The organism is Pseudomonas fluorescens (genome assembly GCF_018614655.1).
GTDB lineage: Bacteria > Pseudomonadota > Gammaproteobacteria > Pseudomonadales > Pseudomonadaceae > Aquipseudomonas > Aquipseudomonas fluorescens_BX.
On sequence record NZ_JAGGOG010000030.1, the window covers coordinates 1 to 22,642 of the forward strand.

12 protein-coding genes and 5 pseudogenes are annotated in these 22,642 nt (G+C 53.8%); 8 read left to right on the forward strand and 9 right to left on the reverse strand.

The features are described 5' to 3' along the window. Positions 1-93: 93 nt before the first annotated feature. Together J7E41_RS25510 and J7E41_RS25515 are read left to right on the forward strand one after the other, a co-directional pair. Positions 94-1,070 (forward strand): annotated as a pseudogene (locus J7E41_RS25510) (IS5 family transposase). A 727-nt stretch (positions 1,071-1,797) separates the two neighbouring features. After that, positions 1,798-6,579: a dermonecrotic toxin domain-containing protein gene (locus J7E41_RS25515; RefSeq protein ID WP_214997049.1), complete on the forward strand. Its 4,782-nt coding sequence runs from the start codon at positions 1,798-1,800 to the stop codon at positions 6,577-6,579. Between the two features lie 670 nt (positions 6,580-7,249). On the opposite strand, the pseudogene J7E41_RS25520 reads toward J7E41_RS25515, so the two are convergent. Next, a pseudogene (locus tag J7E41_RS25520) lies at positions 7,250-8,241 on the reverse strand (IS110 family transposase). Between the two features lie 250 nt (positions 8,242-8,491). Here J7E41_RS25520 and J7E41_RS25525 point away from each other — a divergent pair. After that, the gene (locus J7E41_RS25525; RefSeq protein WP_214997050.1) at positions 8,492-8,812 is read left to right on the forward strand and encodes a hypothetical protein; all 321 of its coding nucleotides are present in this window, start codon (positions 8,492-8,494) and stop codon (positions 8,810-8,812) included. A gap of 1,051 nt (positions 8,813-9,863) precedes the next feature. Here J7E41_RS25525 and J7E41_RS25530 read toward each other — a convergent pair. Together J7E41_RS25530 and J7E41_RS25535 are read right to left on the reverse strand one after the other, a co-directional pair. Next, positions 9,864-10,172 carry an ArsR/SmtB family transcription factor gene (locus J7E41_RS25530; protein ID WP_214997051.1) on the reverse strand — a complete coding sequence of 103 codons (309 nt, stop codon included), beginning with the start codon at positions 10,170-10,172 and terminating at the stop codon, positions 9,864-9,866. A 712-nt stretch (positions 10,173-10,884) separates the two neighbouring features. After that, complete coding sequence (locus tag J7E41_RS25535) at positions 10,885-12,081, reverse strand: IS91 family transposase (RefSeq protein ID WP_214997052.1); 1,197 nt, start codon at positions 12,079-12,081, stop codon at positions 10,885-10,887. Positions 12,082-12,293: 212 nt separating this feature from the next. Here J7E41_RS25535 and J7E41_RS25540 point away from each other — a divergent pair, with 212 nt between their 5' ends. Genes J7E41_RS25540 through J7E41_RS25555 form a run of 4 tightly spaced genes read left to right on the forward strand, consistent with a single transcriptional unit; the run spans position 12,294 to position 15,275 of the window. Next, the gene (locus J7E41_RS25540; RefSeq protein ID WP_214997053.1) at positions 12,294-12,665 is read left to right on the forward strand and encodes a hypothetical protein; all 372 of its coding nucleotides are present in this window, start codon (positions 12,294-12,296) and stop codon (positions 12,663-12,665) included. Positions 12,666-12,698: 33 nt separating this feature from the next. After that, positions 12,699-14,183: a hypothetical protein gene (locus tag J7E41_RS28465; RefSeq protein WP_214997054.1), complete on the forward strand. Its 1,485-nt coding sequence runs from the start codon at positions 12,699-12,701 to the stop codon at positions 14,181-14,183. 4 nt (positions 14,184-14,187) lie between these two features. Then, on the forward strand, positions 14,188-14,745 hold the full coding sequence (locus J7E41_RS25550) for an RHS repeat-associated core domain-containing protein (RefSeq protein ID WP_214997055.1): 558 nt from the start codon (positions 14,188-14,190) through the stop codon (positions 14,743-14,745). A gap of 29 nt (positions 14,746-14,774) precedes the next feature. Next, positions 14,775-15,275, forward strand: coding sequence for a hypothetical protein (locus J7E41_RS25555; RefSeq protein WP_214997056.1), 501 nt, complete (start codon positions 14,775-14,777; stop codon positions 15,273-15,275). Between the two features lie 36 nt (positions 15,276-15,311). Here J7E41_RS25555 and J7E41_RS25560 read toward each other — a convergent pair. The 4 genes and pseudogenes from J7E41_RS25560 to tnpA form a co-directional block, all read right to left on the reverse strand. Further along, a pseudogene (locus J7E41_RS25560) lies at positions 15,312-15,799 on the reverse strand (plasmid pRiA4b ORF-3 family protein); the annotation flags it as partial. A gap of 3 nt (positions 15,800-15,802) precedes the next feature. After that, positions 15,803-17,307: pseudogene (gene tnpC / locus J7E41_RS25565) on the reverse strand (IS66 family transposase). 35 nt (positions 17,308-17,342) lie between these two features. Beyond that, on the reverse strand, positions 17,343-17,783 hold the full coding sequence (gene tnpB, locus J7E41_RS25570) for an IS66 family insertion sequence element accessory protein TnpB (protein ID WP_214997057.1): 441 nt from the start codon (positions 17,781-17,783) through the stop codon (positions 17,343-17,345). After that, on the reverse strand, positions 17,683-18,057 hold the full coding sequence (tnpA, locus tag J7E41_RS28610; protein WP_214997058.1) for an IS66-like element accessory protein TnpA: 375 nt from the start codon (positions 18,055-18,057) through the stop codon (positions 17,683-17,685). The genes tnpB and tnpA overlap by 101 nt, the downstream gene beginning before the upstream one ends. Positions 18,058-18,279: 222 nt before the next feature. On the opposite strand from tnpA, the pseudogene J7E41_RS25580 reads away from it, so the two are divergent. Then, positions 18,280-18,979 (forward strand): annotated as a pseudogene (locus J7E41_RS25580) (DDE-type integrase/transposase/recombinase); the annotation flags it as partial. 618 nt (positions 18,980-19,597) lie between these two features. On the opposite strand, the gene J7E41_RS25585 reads toward J7E41_RS25580, so the two are convergent. Then, positions 19,598-21,088, reverse strand: coding sequence for a PhoPQ-activated protein PqaA family protein (locus J7E41_RS25585; RefSeq protein WP_214997060.1), 1,491 nt, complete (start codon positions 21,086-21,088; stop codon positions 19,598-19,600). 547 nt (positions 21,089-21,635) lie between these two features. Further along, positions 21,636-22,133, reverse strand: a complete 498-nt coding sequence (locus J7E41_RS25590) for a cytochrome b (RefSeq protein WP_214997061.1) — start codon at positions 22,131-22,133, stop codon at positions 21,636-21,638. Between the last annotated feature and the right edge of the window lie 509 nt (positions 22,134-22,642).

Sequence of the window (22,642 nt, forward strand, 5' to 3'; positions counted from 1 at the left end):
ATTTCCCTGCAACCCTGCACCCCACCCTTTTTTGCGATGGCCATCTGCACTACCTATTGTCTGCGCCCCAATCGGCTAATCACCTCGCCCCTTATTCAGTTGGTTCAGGGTAAGAACTATGCGGGCAAGCGCAAGCAGGCCCGCCGCGAACGGTTCCTCGCCGAGATGGATCAGGTGGTGCCCTGGAGTGGCTTGCTGGGGCTGATCGAGCCGTTCTACCCAAAGGCCGGCGGCGGCCGTAGACCTTACCCGCTGGAAACGATGCTGCGTATTCATCTGTTGCACAACTGGTTCTCTTTGAGCGATCCAGTCATGGAAGAGGCGCTGTATGAAATCGCGCCCATGCGTCAGTTCGCACGCCTGACGCTGAGCGCGCCGATCCCCAAAGACACCTCGATGATGAACTTCCGACACCTGCTGGAAAAGCACCAGATGGCCCCAGCAATCCTCGCGGTCATCAACGGTTATTTGCAGGAAAAGGGTCTCTCGCTACGCCAGGGCACCATCGTCGATGCCACCATTATTCATGCTCCCAGCTCGACCAAGAACCGAGACGGTAAGCGTGATCGCGAGATGCATCAGACCAAAAAGGGCAGCCAGTTTTACTTTGGAGTGAAGGCGCATATTGGCGCCGATAGCGAGTCGGGCCTGGCGCATCATGTCCATGGCACCGCAGCCAGCATGGCCGATGTCACGCAGGTCGCCGAACTGTTACATGGCGAAGAAAATGCGGCGTACGCAGACGCCGGCTACACCGGTGTTGAGAAGCGCGAGGAGCATGAAAATCGTGAGGTGATCTGGCAGATCGACGCCCGGCGCAGCATCTATTCCAAGCTCAGAAACGCAGCCTGATCGACCAGGCCAAGCGCAAAATCGAATATCTCAAAACGCAGATGCGGGCCAAGGTTGAGCATCCATTGTTTCGGGTGATCAAGCGGCAGTTTGGTTACGTTAAAGTACGGTTTCGCGGACTGATGAAAAACACCGTTCAGTTGATGACGCTGTTCGCCCTGTCAAACCTGTGGATGGCTCGAAAACAGCTGATGGCTATGGGCGAATTGCACGCTTAACGTGGAGAACTGGGCGTAGAAGCCCGCCAAAACAGGCGGTATGGGGTGTTGCTCGGAAAAGACCGTAAAACGCAGTGACTTTTTCAACTCGGAGCATCCCTAGGCACGCAGGTGGTAGATTTCAAGAGTTTGCAGCCGCGTCCGCCTCACCATGAGTCATTTTCATAATATGGCGGCTATGCCGCGGTGTGTCTATGGTGGCTGGTTTAAAGCGTACCCAGCAACTGCCCCTCTACCGTAACCATGCCCGGTACGGCTTCCAGAGCCAGCAAAATGCGCTGCCTGCATGGCCCGACATTTCAGGGTGGGTATTCCGAGAGATCTCGTCTTACCATTTTTCTTCCTTCGGAATTATGACGCTCCGAAGCGGTCGCGGTGGGTCACAGTTTACGCTGATCGTCACGATTGCTCTATCGATTGTCAGGGCTCAAGGAGGTCGTTTAACACGGACTACCTCCAAGCAACTATGCAGCCATGATCAGCCAGAGCAGACTCCGAAATGAATGCCGCACTAAGCTAAAGGAACCCCCCGCCGATATCTACCACCCATTTGAGACTTGTATGGCTGAACGTCACCAGCCAGGAGTCATTTATGATACCGCCGCGTCAGTTGCCGGCTAGTTCAAGCTTTGGGCCCTCGCTTGTCTATTTGCCGACAGTCCAGGTTCTGTCGCCCCTCGCTCGCGGTTACGAAAAATGTCGTGAATTGGGCGACGGTGCAAGGGCTATGGTGCGCCTCGTCAAAGCATTGGTTGGTCTGACCAGGCAGCCATCGCTCAACGCTCCCCCAGGCAGCACTGAGGGTGAGGCCGCTCAAGCAGAGATGTCTGTACCCTTGTTAGCTCTGGCCAGCGACGCTGAGCAGAGCGGTGAGCGACTGATAGAAGAGGTCGCGTATCTGTTAAAACGTCATGCCCTGGGAGGCCCCCCGATCACGGGGTTTGAGGAAAATTCCTACGCTGACAAATTGGACATCTGGTATCAATCTTCCTCCTCATCGTATAATGCCCTGCATAAATTTGCAGCTCTAAGAATTGATACCTTACGAAAGCAACCCGTAATGTCTGCCTCTGAGCTGACTGAGGCTCTTATCGCTAGTACACGAGGGACGGCCGAGCAGAGCACCAATACTGCGATTACAGCCGATGCGCAAAATGCGTTGCGGTCCATGATAGCTCAGGTGTGGCGTCAGTCCATTCTCGCCACAATCGACTCGCGCACTGAGAGCCGCCTGGATGCCAACCAATTCCATTCGCTGCTACAGACACCTGTGCACAAGCTGGCTGAGTCTCTGACGCTGTTAGTGCCAGCCTCAGACCAAACTGGTAGCCCCGATGTTCGCGAGCGCGGTGTCCGTCAAGCCCGGGCCATTAACGTCGACAGCGGCGCCGCAAACCGGGTGCCCGCTGGTGCGACCGTTACGCCGGGGATGGCGCCGGCGTCGCCGGAGACCGCGGTGTTGCTGGCAAAGCTGAGCGTATGGCAGAGCGACCGGGTGGCTTTCCGGAATAACATCCCCTCCGCCTGGGTGTCGATTCAGGCGGGCTCCAGCCAGTGGTTTGAGGACCGCTTTCCGGATCTGACCAGAAAATTCGGTGAGGGGTGGCCGCGGCGGCTCGTGGTGCGCAGATGGGAGGAAAATAAGGACGGGCAACGGGTGAACTTGGAAACGGCTCTTATAACGGAGCTGCCCTGGCGTGCGGCGACAGGAAAGGCGACGGCGATGCCGTTTTCCAACCGTGAAAACCGGTGCGAGATCCTGCTGCTGGACGCCAGGGGCGGGGAGGCTGTGGCGCCACCGGAGTTAAACGGCTTTCAGGCCAAGTGGAGCATTGCACTCAAGCTTGAGATGCAGGCGAAGCAGACGTTAGTGGGCTGGTACGCGTGGCGTCAGGACGCATTCTGGGAGGCGCCGGTGGAAGGCGGGGCTACCTTCGCGAGCGTGGTGCGCCTGATGGCGGGCGGGTCTCTGCAGGACGAGGCCCTTCTGCGAGCCCGCGACGGCACGCTGAGCGCCGCGGGGCTGAAAACAGTGCAAGAGGTGCTCGCCCCGCCCAAACCGGGTGCTCTCCCCGGTGTCTGGCGGTTAGTAGACGGGGGGCGCCCAGTGCCCGGAGCCTTCATGTTGACACAACGGAACGACTTGGCGGGCCCCGGGGCGGTGGTGCTGTGGCGATCCGGTGCCGGGCTGTCGGAGTTCAGCAGCCTGGAAGAGATGAAGAGCTGGCTAAAGGCGCAGGACGTCACCATGGGCGCAATTACAACGCCGAGGGTGGAAGGGGACGTGCTCGACTGCTGGCTTAAGGATCTGCGCGACCACATGAAGACACGGTTCGCCCAAGCGCTGGCACAGGGGCCTGCGGGCGAGACCGTGACGGAGCTTCAGAGCCGCCTGGACGCGGCTGCCGACGCTGGGCCGTATCTGACCCTGACGCCAGCATTTGAGGCCCGTGGCGACCTGCTGACGCAGAAGTTACTGGATGACTGGTTGAACACCACGGGGCGTGAGGAGGCGCCTGGGCTGCGCCGCGACTGGCTGACGTTGGCGGCGGAGAAAGCCACGGTGCTCGCCCAGGAAAAGAACCTGATACAACCTGGACGGGTGGGCGCGCAGGACGTTCATGCATTCGCACGGGAGCGGTTGATTACGCTGGCAAAGGATAAGTACGGAAAGAACATTGACCCGGACAGGATAACGCTTGATATACCGGAGCTGACCGTGCCGCTGAACACACCGGGCGCCATCCGGCCCAGTCCCTTTGTGGGCGATAAAACCCGGCTGACCCACGATAGGCGCACGATGACGCAGTGGTCGGTGGATAACCTGACGCTCTCCCGACGCTTCAACGCGCACGTCACCGCCACGACCAACGCAGAACTGTCGCCGACGGGCACACAGGAGGGGGGGAGCGGGGATACTCTGACGCCGGCGCAAATAATTGCTCTTGTGCGGGAGGCGGACGTGGCGAAAGCCTACCAGGCGCACCTGCAGGCGCGTTGGCTGACGTCAGAGCAGGGCCAGGCGGCCCGTGCGGGGTTTACCCGAGTGATGGATGTGTCGATGAAAGAGGGGGTTCACCGTGCCGTGCTGAACGGGAGGCTACTGACACCGTACCGGGAGGGGAATGCGCTGTGGCACCGGGGGTTGGAGATGGTGCTGGCCGCGTTGACCTCGCGCACCGCGGAGGAGCGGCTGAAGGTCCGCGGTCGGGAGGTGATGGTGAGCCAGGTTTATGTGCTGGATAAGGCCGTGCCTGGGGCGCTGATGTTCGGCACAAAGCCCCCGGGCAGCGTGGTGATATACACGCCGGGCGCGCCGGACGGCATTGAGTTCAGAGAGGGGAAAAACGAGCGGGATCTGTTCATTAGACTGATGAGCGTGAAGGGGATGGGCGAGTACCTGGCGGCACGGGTGCATGTCGGCGGTCAGCCAGCGGCGACGACTCATCTAGCGGGCAAAGGTCGGCTGGCATCGTCGCTGTCGGTGAAGGAAATAGCCGGGGACTTTATGGACGCCACGTACGAGGCGTCGGTGCGCACGGTGGTGATGGACGTCAGCGCACACGCTGTGACGAACGCGAAGGCCGATTGGCAATCAGTCGAGAGCATCCTGCGGACTGCGGGGACCCAGATTTTAAGCATGGCGACGCCGTTCCTCGGGCCTCTGTCGATACCGGTAGCGCTGAGCAGGGCAGGTCTGCACTTTGCCTTGGCAGGCGTCGCGTTTCAGCAAGGGAGCACGCACGATGGGGTAAACGAGTTGCTTGAGGGCTTCGGCGCGCTGACGGAAGGGGCGCCCACCGCTGCGATCGTGCCCGTGCGTAGACCGGTGGGCAGGCCGACAGGGCAGGCCGCGCGCCGGCCGGCGGGCGACGATGTGAGTGGGGGGGCGCAGGTAGCTGCGAGAAGGCCCTCTGCGCACGCGGTGCGAAGGCCCGGGGGGGACGATGCGATACGGCCAGCGGCCGAGTTGCCTGGGCTAGGGCTGAGGGATGTAGACAGGGGCGTTCACATGCCAGGGCCGGGCGTGCTGGCCGTGCGGGAGTGGAGAGCGCTGAACGTACGCTCTGCGGAAGGGTTGGAGCGGACGCAGCACCGCGGGCTGTGGAAGGTGCCGGGTAAACAGGAATACTACCAGGAGATCGGGGGGGACTTTTACCGGGCGAGGCTGACCGGCCAGGGACGGGAGATTTACAGGGAGGGTGACGCGTCGCATGGGCGGAGGGTGTTGGAGCGGGCTGACGGGCTGCTGGACGTAGAGCCGGAGGGCAACCGGGGAAGCGGCGGGGGAGGCACTATTGGAAGGCTCACTTCACTAAGCAGGAAAGTTGATGTTGATATGGGATCTCTATTGTTCAGTGGGATATCCCGGAATAAACGCAATGATGAGTCGCCATTTTTAACGAAGCTAAACGGCAGAACCATTCCTGTTCTTTTTGATTTAGATAAAAACTCATGGGTAAGAGAGGATGACGGAACATATTTGCGGTTTGACAAGATTAGTTGTCTCATGGCGGGTGTGCCTACACCGCCTGTAGCAGCAACAGCTGAGCAGCGCACTCAGGCATTGAGGGATTTCAAAATAGCTAAGGTTCCGTCGATAAATACTTTGAAAAGCGTCGGTCAAGCACCGGGGGCAGCTGAAGTGCCGAAGAACTTTGAACAGATATGGATAGGCAGTGCCGAGAAATTGTTGGAGCAGCAGGCGAATGTATTTAATAATTCACGGCTTGCTCAACGGAATGGCTACACATTTAACATTAATGTATTGCTTGATGGCGATGATCTCGAGGTTTTGAATAATCTGCGAAGCAAGTTTAAAGAGGCCAATATTATTAATATGCGGGAAAGCGCAGAGTTCAAGAGTTTCACTAAAACAAAATACTATGAGGTTTTTGAAACGATTAGCAGTGGGCCTGATGCCAATCGTGCGTCGGCATGTGATATGTACCGGTTATGGCTGCTTGATCAGAAAGGTGGCTATTACCTTGATGTTGATGATAGGGTTGTCGATGGTTTTTTTAAAGAGAAGCATTGTGTTGCGAAAGGTAATATTATCCCTTCTTTAGTGGTGAGTAAAAAAGAGTTATCGTTGAGTTATGATATAAATAACAATTTTTTTGGAACTAGGCCTGAAAATGAAATGTTGCGCGAGGTTCTTGCAGAAGGATATAGAAAATGGGCAAAAAATCCTAGCATGTATAAACGTAGGCCGGTGATCTCAAAAGGTCAAAATATCACGCAAGCTGATTTTAATAGCCTGAATAAATACATGTCGAATATTGCAAGTACTTGGGGTCCTAAAACGCTTAGCGCTAAATTTTTCGCTAAAAATCAAGAATACGAATCATACAGAGAGTCAATTTCTTCTATGGATTCGTTAAAAGAGAATAAAGGTGTTTTTTCCAATCAATGGCGGGACTGGGCAGTGCAAGCCAGAAATGATTTATTCTCTGCCAGTAGAAAGATTGAAATGGGAAATAATCATTCTTGGCTGCATTCAAGGTGAGCGAAGGCGGTGTACGCTCAAGTCGCCGAAATTTTCGTCCGGCCTAAGAATGTGTCTATTAATATGGGTAGCGCTGCGAAAACGCTCGTTTGCGCAGCAATTTTACTATGCCTCTCTCAGCTCGAAGTTCTTCGATTGCAAACATCGTATTGCATCATTGAGCCAATTAGCAATAGGTTAGTGAGAGGACACATGCTGACCACCCGTACATCCTGATCCAGAAGTATTAAAATGACCACGCCCCACGGCATTTCCAGAAAATGTATGCCGAAATGAGGTGCTGTTCTGATTGACAGTCGGACGTTGGAAATCATAAGAGGTGGTATGCCGCGACGTGCGCTGGCACTTGTACTCGGGGGCAGGGACACCGATATGAATTGATTGAGGACTGGCAGATGTGCGAACGCAACCAAATACCCAAGAAAATTCAGCCGGTTCCTTAGGGATGCTTATAGGGATGCCTCCCGGAAATCAATAGGTAACGGTGTTGGCTTTTAGTCTTATATCTGGCCTTTTCGCCAACGCCTGCTGGCCCTGATGGAATCCGCTGACGAGGCTTGAAAATCGAGCTGAAGTCTATGCCTGTGGCTCATATTCCCTACCAGGTTTACCTCGTCACGGTCTGACCTATTTGCTATCACCTGTTTGCCGCCTGCGCTCCTTGTGGAGTCTATTGATGACTGTTTTCAATGCCCGCAGGGCATACCGTAAAGAGTTCGGCTCGATGTGGTGAGCCCTTGGCCAGTACGGCCAAAGCGTTCTGGCGAGCTTGTTGGCCAGTGCCGCTGCCGTCACGGTATAAGGCCGCCTAGCTGGCAAGCGCTGTACCCATTCGGATCTCTGGCCTCTATTGATGATTGAGCGTGTTCCCTGCATTAGCAATGTTCGCATGTAGGTGTCGCCGCGCTTGCTCAGCCCTAGCGTCGAATCCGTCGACCGGATCCCGCTTGGCGAGGAGCCAGCCCTGGCCAAGCCACAAACCGTCGATCTGACTGAAAGGTTTTCGCGTCACCCATTGAGGCAACCTACTGCGGGGATCTCAGCAATTTTCTGGCAGTCGGCACTTTCACCCAGGCACTGCTTCAATCGAAGTTCTATACTATTAATTTCTTCATCCAACTAGATAACCCGCGTCCACTGCTCGCGAAGGCTTTCTAGCAACCAGCGTGGCACCTGAGATTCGGCATCCGCGAAGGTATCTGGAATGGCTTTACTCAGTTGCACATAGCCTTCGGGCAGCACAATGCCAAACTCATAACCCCTCTCCCGCGCAGGCTGTTGCTCTGCATGATGCGAAATTTCAGAGTTGTGCGCGTGTACGATGCAGCGAGACCCTCGCTTGCTGGTCGGCTTGATGGTAACTGGCCAAGCAGCCTGGCTGCTGCACCGCTGTCCATATCGCCTGGCATCAGCCGCGTCAGTCTGTGTTTCTCAGCACCAACGGACGAATCGAGGGCGGAGCCAATAAGCGCACCTCATGACCAAAGCCTTGAAGTTGTCGGGCCCATCAATGAACCCCGCCACAGGCCTCAATCGCTATCAGGCATGTCTGCTGGACTGCGAAAAACGGTCAAACTTCGTCACGTCTGAATTTGATACGCTCGATTTTCCGGTTAGCGGAACAACGGTATGCAACTGAAACACTTTCTTGGCGATGTCCATGGAGCCCTGATCAGGACCAGTTTGAGCAGATTAGTGAGAAGAGGGTGAGAATTGCACCAAATTCGGGTTTGTGAAGTCCTACCGTCCGCCCGGTGGGGGCGGAGAGCACGAAAGCTTCCGTGATGGTCTGGGAGCGCAGGCGTTTAACAAAATTTCTAACTAAGATCCAGGCGAGGGTTTGCTTTGCTTTAAATATTGAACCGAGCCATAAAATTGTGTTTCATCTAATGGTGCGCACCGGACTTCGCTCTTGCGAGGTACGGAGGTTTTCAGTGAAGTATGGATTCAATCCACGGTTGAAAAAGGTATCCGCCAAGGGCAGATGATGAGCGTGGCTATTGAGCCAAAGGATATGCACAGCAAATTTGGTCGCCCAAAAATTATAGAGATTCCTTGGTGGCTTATGGAAGGGATGTGGTCTTATTCGCTCCATCAGCGTGAGATGCGTAAAACATACAGAGATAGAAATGTAAGTGCGCTGCTGCTTACGAATGAAGGGAGGCGCTACTCAAAATATTCCGTGGTCGATGTTATGAAAGTATATGAAAGGAAGAACCGGTTTTACGTTTGAGCTCAAATGCGTTGTCACACCTATGGGATGTAATATATTTTTATTTTGCGGAAAAGCAAGAGCTTTGAGGGGCGTTGTTATATGTTCGAGGTGGAGTGGGGTATTCGGATGTGTAAGCAACAATGATTTACCTGCATTTAATATATCAGCTTGAGGTTCAGTCAGTTCTTGCTTGTGAAGATGAACTTTGCATGATGTTCTCTCTGAATAAATGATTGCGTAACAAGGTACATGTTGGCCCATAAAAAACTATAAGGCTGAGCTGCAGTCGGTTGCGGAAAGTTCTGTGAGTATTGAGGAAGAAATGGTCGTTTGGCTTCCAAGAAACTCCAGGCATTCTCGGCAATTGATCATGCTCGATATCTAGGTTTCGGTTTCGATTCTTGGGTTATTCAATCCGTAGCCCTCTGGGCAAATCAGTACGTGTACAGCGTGATTCAAAGCACCAAGCACTTGAGGTTGAAAAAGAAAAGAACAGGATCCTCCGTGCTAAAACCGAACGGTTTTTAGCTGAGGTTGCGCGTTCGGCCACTATCAACCAATGTCTGTTGCTTGAAGTTATTCAATCGAAGGGCATAGCCAAAGGGAAGGTAGTGGCTTTCCCTAAGCCAGGAGGCTCTGTGTGACCTCCAATAGGGTGATTTGTGGCTACGGTATGACGTCCTGGCTACGACTCCTCAGGGCAGGCTCGGCAGTTAGCGATATCTGATGATTACTGAATTGGGAGGGAGCACTGGCGGTCAGCTCGATCGGCGCTGGCGGGCAAGATTCATCATGATCGGGCCTTTATTGACTGGCGACCCTGTTCTAGGAGCGCGCGGAGGATCTGGAAAGCAAAACCGGTAGCAGATTTATATTTCCCGTGACGTGGCACTTCGTTTTGGCCGATGTCTGCTGTTCGTGACGGGCAGCACTCGCACAGAAGCAGTCATTCAAAATTGCCTTAAGGCCGCTTATTCTGTGTCAGTGGTTTCCACTGATTTACGTTCTGATGGACACGATGGTGGCTCTGCCACGACCCACACGAAACGAACGCGAAACACGATCTGCATTAGCATAGTGTGGACAGAGTTTTCATTATGCGGATAATTTCGTGACTGGCTATGCGGTAGTACATGTATTTTCCCTCCCTGCGTGCCTTCACCAGGCCTTCGCCGCGCAGTATACCCAGCTGTTGCGAGAGAGTCGGCTGGCAAACTCCTATCAAGGTTTCCAACTCACCGACGTTCCATTCTCCCTGACTCAGTTGGCAAAGGATTAAAAACCTGTCCTCATTGGCCAATGTCTTTAGCAAAGAGCATGAGTTTGACATGCCGGTACGAAGTCGGGTGACTTGTCTTTTACTCAAAGTAAAATCCATGTCTTACAGTCCCTTGTATGATTGACAGTCTATGGGGGGTATTCTTTATAAACGCGAAAGCTTGGCTTATACCTAGCGTGGCAGGTATCAATTAGTGAGTACGCTAACAACGCAGCGCGAGAGCTGCTGTAAGATTTGTCCCAAAATCAGCGGCGTTTTTAGTCGTTCAACAAGCTGAGCTTTGTACTGGACTCCGACCGAGACGCGATTGGTTGGGTTTCCATCCCGACTGTCTACAGTGCTGGCGACGCCCAGGGCTTGAAGTCGACATGAACTAGGCTTGCCAAACAAGGACGGTTCCCTGCCAAACAACTCAGGCTGCAACATCGCCACGGCAGCTTTTACTGAAGCAAGATCTTTTTTTCCGAGAGTCAATGGAATTGATTGAAGAGCTCATTACCCACTGAACGAGCCCCATGAAAGACAGGACACCGTTTCCCCCTTACGATAAGGGATAGGCAAACGGTTGTGTTTATGACTAACAGCAACGATAAGAGTGGGGAGCTTTTGGGTCAGGAGCGGCGGCGCCGCTGGAAGCATAGGAGTTTCAATAATTCCTATGCTTCAAGGGGGAGGCCGAAAAAGGGTCAGCGCTTTTCCAGCACAGAGTGAGTGTCAGTTAAAGTGGCTTTCATGCACCTACAACGGCGAAAATAGGCCAAATGAGCACTTTGACCACGATTTTCCAGATTTTAGACGCAACTTCCTCACATCAAGCCCGCACGTACCTCAATTGCGCGATGCTCGGGGCATTGCTGACCAGTCCCTTTACCGTCAGCCCACTAATCGCCGCCGCGTAGACCATCCGCGAGCCACACAACACGCAACTGAACGGATCGACATTCAAAAACGCTTTGGCCATCTGCGCGAAATACAGTTTTGGCATCGGTGCCGGTGTGGCCATTTTCAGCGCTGCATAAACCTTCGGTAAGTACTGGCCGCAGACCCGATTAGCCAGAAAACCAAAATAGCGAATCATCCGAAAGTGCTTCTCCGGGATGTGCTGCACCACTCGGCGCAGCATGTCGGCCTGACTCAGCGTCTCTTCCTGATAGGTTTTGGTGCGGTGATCCAAGTAGGTGAAGCTCAATGTCGCACTGGAGGTGTAATGCGCCAATCGACTGCCCGAGATCGGCGGCTTTTTCAGGTAACGACCCAGGTAATTCACCGTCTTACGTCCGTTGGCGGTCTTTTTCGACTGGTAGATATGCCAGTGCTTACCGCCGGCATTGAGGATCAGGTTTCGCCAGTCACTTTCACCGGTGATGTGTGCCCATTCCAGTGGCAACGTGAGCTGGCCCCATAGGCTCAACAGATACTTGCGCACATTCCACATCCACCGTTGGCGCATGGCGTTTTGATGAAACGCCATGTTTTTCCATCCGCCGTGCTCATCCAGCCGGCCCGCAGTGGCCGAAAGATGTACGTGAGGATGCCAGTTGAGCCGTCGGCCATAGGTATGAATAGCGCCAAACAGCCCAATGTATAAACCACGCCGCTGCGCGGCGTGCAGCAGGTTGTCGGCAGCCAACCTGCACAACGCATCGAGTAAACCGCGGTTGTAAAAAAACAACGGCCACAGCGTGTCGGGTAGCGTGAACACCAGGTGGTACCAGGCGCAGTCAGGCAAGCGGTTATTTTGGATGGCGATCCACTGATCGGTGGCCTTTTTTCCACAGGAGGGACAGGCCCTGCAATGGCAGGTGTTGCACAGGTATTTGACGTGGTGACAGAGGTCATTGGCGCAGGTGTAGTGCTTCACGCCCAGGATCGAGGTGCTGCAGGCCAGCATTTTACTGACCGACTCCATTTCGATGGGCCTTAGATCGCCGGCCTCCAGTAGGTCAGCCCAGCACTGGTTGGCAGTGAAGAGATTTTTAAGCGGTCGGGGTTTGAAGGTTGACGGCATCTGACGCTACCGGAAGCTCTGCTGTATCAGCTGATGCTACCCGATTTTGGGCGCGACGATTTGCAGCCGCAGGCTGCCTCCTTGGACTTCAAATGCCCCATCGAAATGATGGGCCAAGTGATGCAAGAAGCCATCGCTATCCGGCATGATGCCCCGACCTCAATTCAATAACCGTGTTGCACTCAGCTCCAGCATCCGCCATGGTGTCCAACATGAATATATCAATATTTACTATGACTCCAACGATCACGGTCATCGACAACCGTGGCTTGACCGTGCGCGACATTGCGTATTACCGCTATCCCGGTGCTTCGGACATCACGGACGTGCGTATTACCCGTCACCGGTACAACGCTCGCGGCGTTTTGGCGCAAAGCGCGGACCCGCGCCTGCACGATGCCGAACTGGCAAACTTCAACTACCTCACCGACCTGACCGGAAACGTCCTGTGCACACAGGGAGCCGATAACGGCACCACCGTGGCACTGAACGACGCCGCAGGCCGGCCGTTTATGACCGTCAGTAACATCCTCGCTGTTGACGACGGTACGGAAGACCGGAGTCAGACGGTAGTCCGCACCTGACAGTATGAGGACGCCGGATTGCCTGGTCGCCCGGTGAGCGTGACTGAACAGCCCACCGGCGAAGCCGCCCGCATTACGGAGCGTTTTATGTATGCGGGCAATACTGATGCGGAGAAAACCCTGAATCTGGCCGGAGCGTGCGTCAGCCATTACGATACGGTGGGCCTGATGCAGACCAACAGCGTGGCGCTGACTGGCGTGCCGCTCTCCGTCACCCGCCGCCTGCTGAAGAATGCGGATAGTCCCGATGTCGTGGCTGACTGGCAGGGAGAAGATGTATCGGCCTGGAACGACCTGCTCGCCGGAGAGAGCGAGGGAGATACCACTCTGACTACCGCCGACGCCACCGGTGCGGGGCTGACCACCACTGATGCAAAGGGCAACCTGCAGCGGGTGGCATACGATGTGGCGGGCTTGCTGTCGGCCAGCTGGCTGACGCTGAAGGACGGTATGGAGCAGGTCATTGTCGCCTCCCTGACGTACTCCGCTGCCGGGCAGAAGCTGCGTGAAGAGCACGGCAACGGCGTGGTGACCACGTACACGTACGAGCCGGAAACGCAGCGCCTGACGGGGATTAAAACGAAGCGTCCGGCGGGACACGCATCAGATGCGAAGGTACTGCAGGACCTGCGATATGAGTACGACCCGGTGGGTAATGTGCTGAAAGTGAGCAACGATGCGGAAGAGACGCGCTTCTGGCGTAATCAGAAAGTGGTGCCGGAGAACACGTATGCCTACGACAGCCTGTACCAACTGATCAGCTCCACCGGACGTGAGATGGCAAACGCCGGTCAGCAAGGCAGTAGTTTACCGTCCGCCTCCGTTCCCCTTCCCACCGACAACTCCGCGTACACAAACTATACCCGCACTTACACCTACGACAGCGCTGGCAACCTGACACAAATCAGGCATAGCGCACCGGCGACAAACAACAGTTACACAACGGCCATCACCGTTAGCGACCGCAGCAACCGGGGCGTGCTGAGCACGCTGGCCGATAACGCTGCAGAGGTGGACGCGCTGTTCACGGCGGGCGGGCAGCAGCGACAGCTCCAGCCGGGGCAGAACCTGGTCTGGACCCCACGTAATGAACTGCTGAAGGTGACGCCGGTGGTACGTGAGGGAGATACGGATGACCGGGAGAGCTACCGGTATGACGGTGGCAGCCAGCGACTCCTGAAGGTGAGCGTGCAGAAAACACGCAGCAGTACGCAGACGCAGAGGGTGCTGTACCTGCCAGGACTGGAGCTGAGGAGCGCAAAGGCCGGAGATACAGAAACGGAAAGCCTGGAGGTCATTACCGTGGGCGAGGCGGGACGTGCGCAGGTGCGGGCGCTGCACTGGGTGAAGGGGAAGCCCGACGGCATCAGCAATGACCAGGTACGTTACAGTTATGACAACCTGACGGGCAACTGCGGGCTGGAGCTGGACGGTGACGGGAAGGCCATCAGCATGGAGGAGTATTATCCGTACGGCGGCACGGCGGCACGGCGGCACGGCGGTATGGACGGCGCGTAGCGCGGTGGAAGCGGGCTACAAAACGGTGCGTTACTCAGGCAAGGAGCGAGACGCGTCGGGGCTGTATTACTACGGGTACCGGTACTACCAGCCGTGGGCGGGCCGGTGGCTGAGTGCAGACCCGGCGGGCACAGTGGACGGGATGAACCTGTTCAGGATGGTCAGAAATAATCCGATTGCTTACCATGACGATCAGGGGCCGGCCCCGGTGAGAACACACTTTGATGAAAAAGATATTGAAGGATTTACTTCGATTTTTAATAGTATAAAGCAGGGGCTTTCTGCTGGTGGAATGTCTCCTGATGATACAGTATTTGTTATGGTCGGCCGCTCACCTCAAATATTAGGTGAGTATATTAGTGAGTCTGGCTTCAGTACCGCTTTATTACAGGTATCAGGGTTGGGCAATAATGCAAAAATGACCAATTTCAGTAGACTTAGTGATAAGGAGAAAAATAATCGAAATAATTATTTGAAAAGCAGTCTTAGCAAATCCTTTGCCAACAAAAAAATGCAGTATTACTCGATTACTCGATTACTCGATTACTCGATTACTCGATAACAGGGAGTAGCATTTTAGAAACGTTCAAAATGGTAAAGGAGCATTATAATGATAATGATATAAATATAAAAATGGCCATAATTACCAGATTCCTTGACGAATCAAATCTTAGCTTGAATGAGAAGGAAAGCTTTCATCATGAAGACAATCTTCTTTATGATGGAGAGAATGGTAAAGGTCTTCTTAATTATAAAAATAGAGGTGTTATGCGGACTCTGAAAATGCTTCATCATGAGATAGATAAATCTTTAAGCTATACGGAAAAGTTCCCGCATACAAAAATTGACACTGGAGAAAAGCCAAGCATCATAGATGCTAAAAAAGCCAACCTTAATGGCATGATGAAAATCTCAATGAGTCAGTATGGAAGTGTTAACTATACTGACGTCAAAAATCGCAATAAAAATCGATTTATGGTTATGGTGAATAAATTTCATCCAAAGTACTCCAGCTCTGCTGGTTATGTAAATTCATACAATTTTAAAAGAAGCCATGTCGGAGCATTTTTATATGGTATTAAAAAGCAGTAACTGGCTACCGTTCCTAAATAGCTGTTGCGACTCACAATCAACTTGTGGATGCTTAGGGTCTGCCATGGCCTCTTGACAATCCCCATAGCCCGGTGCCCCACCTACGTCTTCCGGTGGGCAAGCATTGGCGCCTTCAATGCAATACGGCAGTTGAGGGGCTGTTATCGCGGGTAGCCTTTTCTCGACTTTGATTCGGTGATCCCAGCGGTCACCAAAGTCGTAGAGGTAGTCAAACGTCTTTTTACCGAACAGCGCTTTGACCAATGTCTTGCGAGCTTCTGGATTCACCGGCGGCCCCCAGCCATCAGAATCGGGAATCCCGTATTTCTCACCTGCTATTTCAAACTCATGAAGATGACTGTCGCTCCAGCCCATCACGACCTGAATCACGTGATGCAGCTTGCCTAAGGTAATGTTTCAGGGACTACGAAACGACGTCAGATCGTCGGTGTGATCCACTTCAGCTCGATGTGCAACAGCAAGAGATCAGGTGCAGGTTTGGGTAGGCTGACAGTTTTAACCATGGATCAGGCGGCCTCGCAGTGGTCAGTGTGGTTCAAGGGAATATTCCAGGGCAGCAGTTCGCCCACCCGGTTAACTGGATGTTCGGCGATGTGCTCAAGCACGTAGGTCAGATAGGCCTGCGGATTTAACCCGTTTAGCTTGGCAGAACCCACCAGGCTGTAAATCGCAGCCGCTCGTTCTCCGCCGGCATCGGAACCGGCAAACAGATAATTTCTGCGACCCAAGGCAACGGCGCGCAGCGCCCGTTCGGCGGCATTGTTGTCGATTTCGATCCGGCCATCATCGCAGTAGCGCGTCAGCGCCTGCCACCGATTGAGGGCGTAGAGGATCGCACCGCCCAATGCCGATTTTTTCGATACTTGAGTCAGCGTCTGGTTAAGCCATGCGTGTAGTTGTTCCAGCAGCGGACTGGCCCGGCTTTGTCGAACCGCTTTTCGTTGGTCGGGCGGCTGCCCTCGAATCTCGCTCTCGATGGCATACAGGGCCGCAATCCGTTGTACTGCCTCGCCGGCAAGTGGCGAAGCCTGGTCTTTGTAGACATCGTAAAACTTGCGGCGGGTGTGAGCCCAGCACGCGGCTTCCTTAATAGTGCCCGTCGTATACAGCTGAGCAAAACCGGCATAGCCGTCAGCCTGCAAGATCCCACTGAAACTTTTGAGATGAGTGCGAGGATGTTGCCCTTGCGATCCGGCGAGTAGGCAAACCACACGGCGGCCGGTGTCGAGTCACCCGCAGGCCAGTCATCGCGCACGTACGTCCACAGGCGAGCCGTTTTGGTCTTACCGTTGCCTGGTGCGAGCACGCCAATCGGCGTGTCGTCGGCATGGACTTTGTGACCGCTCATGACGTGGTGCTCTAGGGCGTTGATCAGTGGTCGCAGCAACTGGCTGCTCTGGCCGACCCCGTCGGCTAGGGTTGAGCGCTCCAGATCCACGCCCTCACGGGCGTAGATCTCGGACTGCCGATACAACGGCAAATGATCGACAAACTTTGAGACCAGCACATGGGCCAATAGTCCCGGGCCGGCAAGGCCTCGGGCTATTGGGCGACTCGGTGCCGGCACCTGAGCGATGTGCTCGCAGCAGTTGCAAACCCACTTCGGACGGACATGGCGAATGACTTTGAAACGAGCCGGAACGTACTCCAGCACTTCGGACACATCCTCACCTAAATGGCGAAGTTTCCCACCGCAGCCAGTGCATTGTGACTCGGGCTGATGAACGTGGGTTTCGCGAGGCAGGTGTTCGGGCAATGGTTTACGGCGCGAAACTGCGCGAGGTGCCGGCTCGACTGGAGGTGTTATTTCGGCTTGGCTGACTTGCAGCTCTTCAAGGTTCAACTGGAGCTGATCGATCATCGCTTCCAGTTGCTCGGAGCTGCGACCGAACTGCGTACGACGCAGCTTGGCAATCATCATCTTCAAGCGCTCAATCTCTGCCCGCTGGGCAGAGACCAGGGCCTTCAAGGCTTGAAGATCATTCGGCAGGGAATCGGTCACGAGAGTCATGACCGCATATTACTCAGGTTTTTCAGCCCGGCAAGTCACACCGCGAGGACGGGTGCTGTACGAATTGGCCTGCGCCAATCAATGCCCTCCAACAGCATCGATAGCTGCGCAGCGGTCAGAGACACGCTGCCGCTGGTTGCTTGTGGCCAGACGAACCGTCCTTGTTCCAGCCGTTTGCAAAACAGACACAAGCCGTCGCCATCCCACCACAACAATTTGATCCGGTCACCGCGTCGTCCGCGAAAGGCGAAGATCTGACCGGAGAAGGGATCGGCTTCCAGCTGTGTCTGCACCAGTGCCGCTAAACCGTCGAAGCCACGACGCATGTCGGTGACGCCGGCGGCGATCCGGATACGGGTTCCAGCGGGAGGGCAATCATCGCAGCAACTGCTGCAAGATAAGTTGCACGGTTTGCGGGTCGGGCGTACCGGTGATGCGCAGCTTGGCTTTTCCCACCTCAACAACGATCTCGGCATGACTTTCTGGCTGTGCTTGAATGTGCAGCAGATCCGGGGGCGTCTCGATCACCTGGACAGGCAAAAACGTTGCACTCTGACTGACCGGGCCGAATAGCCCTTCTTGGTATTGCTGCCGCCAGCGAAACACCAGGTTGGCGTTGACGTCATGTTCGCGAGCGATCAACGACACGGAGGCACCAGGCTGGAGGGTGGCCTCGACGACTTGGCGGTTAAAGTCCAGCGGAAAGTTGGGACGGCGACCGGCTCGACGGGCTGGGGCAACTGTATCCAAGATAGTGTCCACTAAAAAATGGTGTCCACTATCTTGGCCAACTTGGAGGGCTATCAGGAGAGGGTGCTGGCCGGACGGTTACGAGGTAGTCAGCATCCTCTATTGCTATTGGATCTGTCGGCGAAAAGCTCTGACGCGATTCTGTACTGACTACCTTGGATACTGTTGGTGATGCCGGAGCGTTAGTCGAATGGTCATCGACTACAACGCTGGCTGTTCAGCGAATGTCTCGGTGTGGCGCGTTCGCAATTAAAGGTTCGAATCAAGCAATCGGTATCGCCCAAGACATGGCGAAGCAGGCCTGTGAACGGCGCTGAGTGGGTGGTCAAATCCAGCAACAGGTCAGCGAGCTGCCCAGCTATGGCTACCGTCGGGTCTGGGGATTGCTGCGTCGCGCCCGTGAAACCCGGTTGCTAGCCGCGATCAACGTGAAGCGGGTTTACCGGGCCATGCGTGATCACAATTTGCTGCTTGAACGCCGGATCAACCAGCCCGGCGTGCCGCGTCGGCACGAAGGCCGTATTGCCGTGGAAACCAGCGATACGCGTTGGTGCTCGGACGGTTTTGAGTTCCGCTGCGAGGACGGCGCCAAACTGAGCGTGACCTTCGCCCTGGACTGCTGTGATCGCGAAGCGATCGGCTGGGTCGCGAGCCCGACCGGGTACAACGGCGATGACATCCGCGACTTGAGGCTGGAAAGTGTGGAAAGCGCTTCGGTGATCAACGGCCTGCAACGCCGGTGCAGTGGCTCAGCGATAAACGGTTCGGCCTACACCGCCGAACAGACGCGCCTGTTTGCTCGACAGATCGGCTTGCAGCCGGTGACCACCCCGGTCGTAGCCCACAGAGTAATGGCATGGCCGAGAGCTTCGTGAAGACGATCAAGCGTGATGACGTGGCGCACATGCCCAAGCCGGGCGCGATATGCCTGAGCGTTTTAACAACGTGCTGACGCTGAGGGCAACTGAACACGTCAGGCCGATGCCAAGATCACTGATCGGGCCTGCTAGCGTGAAGTCGAAGCCCTGGACAACCAGGAACACTACCCGAGCAGCAGTATCAGCAGCGACGACCACAGCACGGAAACGGTTGGAGGTGCCAAAACCCTCGAAGCCCTGAGGGCGTTGAAGTGGTTGTCGGGTGGGTCCGCCAGTCTGGCAGCGGTGGATGATCTGCACCTGGCCACCGGCCGCGATCTGAATCTGATGCTGGGGCAAAAGCTGAACGCGGCCCGTCAGTGGCGACCTGCAGGAGAAAATTCAGGGTGTGCGTGAAAGCCTAACAGCCGTCCGCCAGCGGCTGACCCCACCCAAGACTTGGATCGGAAACCGTCAATGTACTGCTGGTACTCACCGATCTGATCGACTTGGCGGAGCCGATGAATACGGCGATCGCCGCTCATAAGCATGGACCCACCAGCACCAGATAATGCCGGAGAGTTCGTCGCCAGCGCCGTTACGGCCGTAACTCTAGCGACGACCCTTTAAGCGTTGTCTGAAAACTATTCGTAGGTCGAACGGTTCCTACCAAGCACTTCCATTCAATGAGGTGGCGAATCGACGACGGTTTTGCAACCAGGTTCGATTTCCGGAGGGCGATTTTGCGGGTAGGTATCCGGTAGGACATTAACCTGAGTGGAAGCGACAACGCCATCAGCGAATGTGGCCTCAACAAAGCTGGCGGACCATCCCTGTAATGGCACACTAAGTGGGACTTGTATGTGGCGGTTGTAATTATGAATTTCCGTACCCACATATCGAGTTCCACACGGGAAACGAAAATCACGAGCTAAAGGGTTGACCGCGACCCACTGAACCAGTTTAACCGGCTCTTCTGAAAAGTGAACGGAGAGCATTTTATTAGGCCCATCCGACTTCATTTCTGACGAAATTTTAGGCAGCGTCCGACCTGCTTGCAAACGATTAACTAGGTCAATCAGTACAGGTACACTAAATTTTTTAATATCATGGCCAGTATTGGGGATAACGCGCAGTGTTTTTTCGCCTGGCAATCTGTCAAAATAAAACCGTGTGTTATCCGGAATGAAAAACTCATCATTACCAGAGTTAACGATATACTTGGGGATTTCCAACCTCTCGGCGTAGGCGCTGTTCAGATAGCGCAGAGGGTCTTCCACTCTCTCCAACTTATCGAAATTTTCAGTGTTGCGTTGTTGAGTGATGCCTTCTTGCTGGTAATCCTTGAAAGCCAGCGGCCAACTTTTACCGTAGACCCGGTAGGTGTGATTGAGTACATTATTCATGTCGAGAATATCTATTACTAATGGTGCTAAAGCAATGATGCGTTTGTCCGCGATGGCTGCCAACCATGCAGCCCAGGCACGCTTGGAAGCACCGGAAGCAAGAAACTGATCGATTTCCCATTGTTTGAGTTCTTTCTCAGCCAAATCCATGGTTTTAATAAAAACTTCCATCATTGGCACATGCAGTGATGTGAAAGTATTTTCTTCAGGATTTTTGAGGAAGAACGCCCAGCTATGAGCAACCGCACTGTCTTCGCGCCGGGGAAGATTGTCATCGGTGAAGGTTAGATACTGATTAGGAGTATCACTGACGGTAATGGCGATGGTGCGAGTTTTGCGTACAATATCGAGTAGCATTTCTTGAGTGAAATTTGTGGGAGGAGAGGTCCTCCCATTTGGCCCAGGTATATTAGTGCCGTTATTGCCAATCAATAATGCTTTTCCAGTTAAGGCATTATCTGGAATGTAAATTTCAACATCATGATACCAATTATCATTTTTAACTATCCCCGCAGGCGACCACGCCTGAGAGTTTAGTTTAAAACGACGAAGCTGAACACCCTCGAACTGCTTAGTACCCTGTGCGGTATAACTTAATGGTTTTGCGGCCTGCTCCTGCTTATAACAATTCAAAGCTTCGCTGAAATTTTGGCTGACAGCTTCAAAGCACGCTTGAGCGGAGCCGGGCGCTGACGCATTTGCATTTTCACTAAAGATAACCGGCAGCACCAAGGCGGCTTGTAAAAGTAAGACAAATTGTGACGGCATAGTTTGGTTCTCCTCTTGGAAAGATGATTTGGTATTTTGGCAGTCTAATACTCTAAGATGCAACACTCAGCACTAGGAATTGACAATACAACTAATGCACCTGTCGGTAATACTAAGTAATCCGGTTGTCGAGCGTATTCAGGTATGTGGTCGCAGTATAAATTTATCGGGGCGTTGGAGTCCTGTCTTTCATGGGCCTCGTTCAAATAACGTCTACGTGCATGCGAAGGTAGGCGCGAATGACTCAAGCAGATAGCCGTAGGATTTTATGAGGATGAGGTACTGGCGAGAAATCAGCCCATGTGGGCAAAAAAAACCGCCATACACCGAGGAGTTTTATGGAGGGTTAACCATGGCACCGAACACCTACCTTAGCCCAACGAGCTATATTTGCTAGCATCAAATGTGTCTCGACATTTCTCATTCTAGTTGTTAGTGTCATTCAGATATGCTGACAGATCTGCCACTAATGAATGTGTCAGCCTCCAAAACTATTAGAAGAGGAGGGGTAACGATAACTCACAGGCGCCCCCCCCCATTCCGTCCCTTACCAGCTCATCCGTTTGAGGATCGGGTTACCGGCCAAATGATGTTTCACCACCGCCGCCAAATGCAAAATCAACAAAGCAGCGAGGGCGATGCAGGCATAACTATGGGCGACATGGAAAAACTCAATCAATTGCGGATCTTTGAGTGGCTGAGGGATCAGAAAAATATTGAAGATATTAATATCCCTGTCCATCATCAGCACGCCGGATACGAGTACGGCGAAGGTAGTCAAATAAATAAGACTGTGCGCGATCAAAGCGATCCAGGCTGTATTGGATTTTTTCTTAATTACATTGCGCGTGAGCGCAAGATAAATACGAATAATAAAAAAAGGAATTAATACGGTAGTAATCGAGACGTTAAAAAACTCAACCAGCTCGCGAAGAGAATCGGGGAGACCGACGAATGCGGTGAAAAAGCCACTGGCTGTAGCCCACAAAATTATCGCCGCTGAAAACCAATGGAGGAATATTTGCAACTTCGAGTAGGGTGTCATTTCAGACTCCAAATTAAATTATGAGTTAAGATACGGCGCGCACTTGTGCATCCGCCGCCTAGGTAAATGAATAAAATTAGCAGGTGGCTAGTTTTTGCTTCGAATATAGGCAAGCCGATTTGCTCACAGAAAATAAGGCAAACAATGTAGGCGGAAAGGTGCCACTCCGCGGCCAGCCACCTGCGCTCAATAAGCGCTGCCTAAGATTGAAAGCACTCAACACTAAATCAAAAAAGATATCAGCGAGCCAATAAGCTTGGCAGTCATTAATCAATAAGTATCTAGGAATTGTCTTAATACAAATTGGTTGTGTGTCAAGTCAGGTGTTCGCGAACACTTTCAGCTGCTGGAGCGAGGCCATAAAAAAAGCGGAGCTGGTAATGAGTCGTATTCTTATATAGTTGAATCCAATTTCATGCGCTCAGTCTATTAAGCGATAAGAAAATTGATGATATCAGGGTCGGAAAAACACTGAAGGTGCCCGCTCATGCTGGCCCGGCACCACACAA

Excerpts from the sequence above, each read along its gene's own strand:
- J7E41_RS25530 (WP_214997051.1), bottom strand. The coding sequence starts at position 10,172 with ATGGATTTTACTTTGAGTAAAAGACAAGTCACCCGACTTCGTACCGGC.
- J7E41_RS25555 (WP_214997056.1), top strand. The coding sequence starts at position 14,775 with ATGGTAAAGGAGCATTATAATGATAATGATATAAATATAAAAATGGCC.
- J7E41_RS25515 (WP_214997049.1), top strand. The coding sequence starts at position 1,798 with ATGGTGCGCCTCGTCAAAGCATTGGTTGGTCTGACCAGGCAGCCATCG.
- J7E41_RS25540 (WP_214997053.1), top strand. The coding sequence starts at position 12,294 with ATGAATATATCAATATTTACTATGACTCCAACGATCACGGTCATCGAC.
- J7E41_RS25535 (WP_214997052.1), bottom strand. The coding sequence starts at position 12,081 with ATGCCGTCAACCTTCAAACCCCGACCGCTTAAAAATCTCTTCACTGCC.
- J7E41_RS25585 (WP_214997060.1), bottom strand. The coding sequence starts at position 21,088 with ATGCCGTCACAATTTGTCTTACTTTTACAAGCCGCCTTGGTGCTGCCG.
- J7E41_RS25590 (WP_214997061.1), bottom strand. The coding sequence starts at position 22,133 with ATGACACCCTACTCGAAGTTGCAAATATTCCTCCATTGGTTTTCAGCG.
- tnpB (WP_214997057.1), bottom strand. The coding sequence starts at position 17,783 with ATGCCGAGATCGTTGTTGAGGTGGGAAAAGCCAAGCTGCGCATCACCG.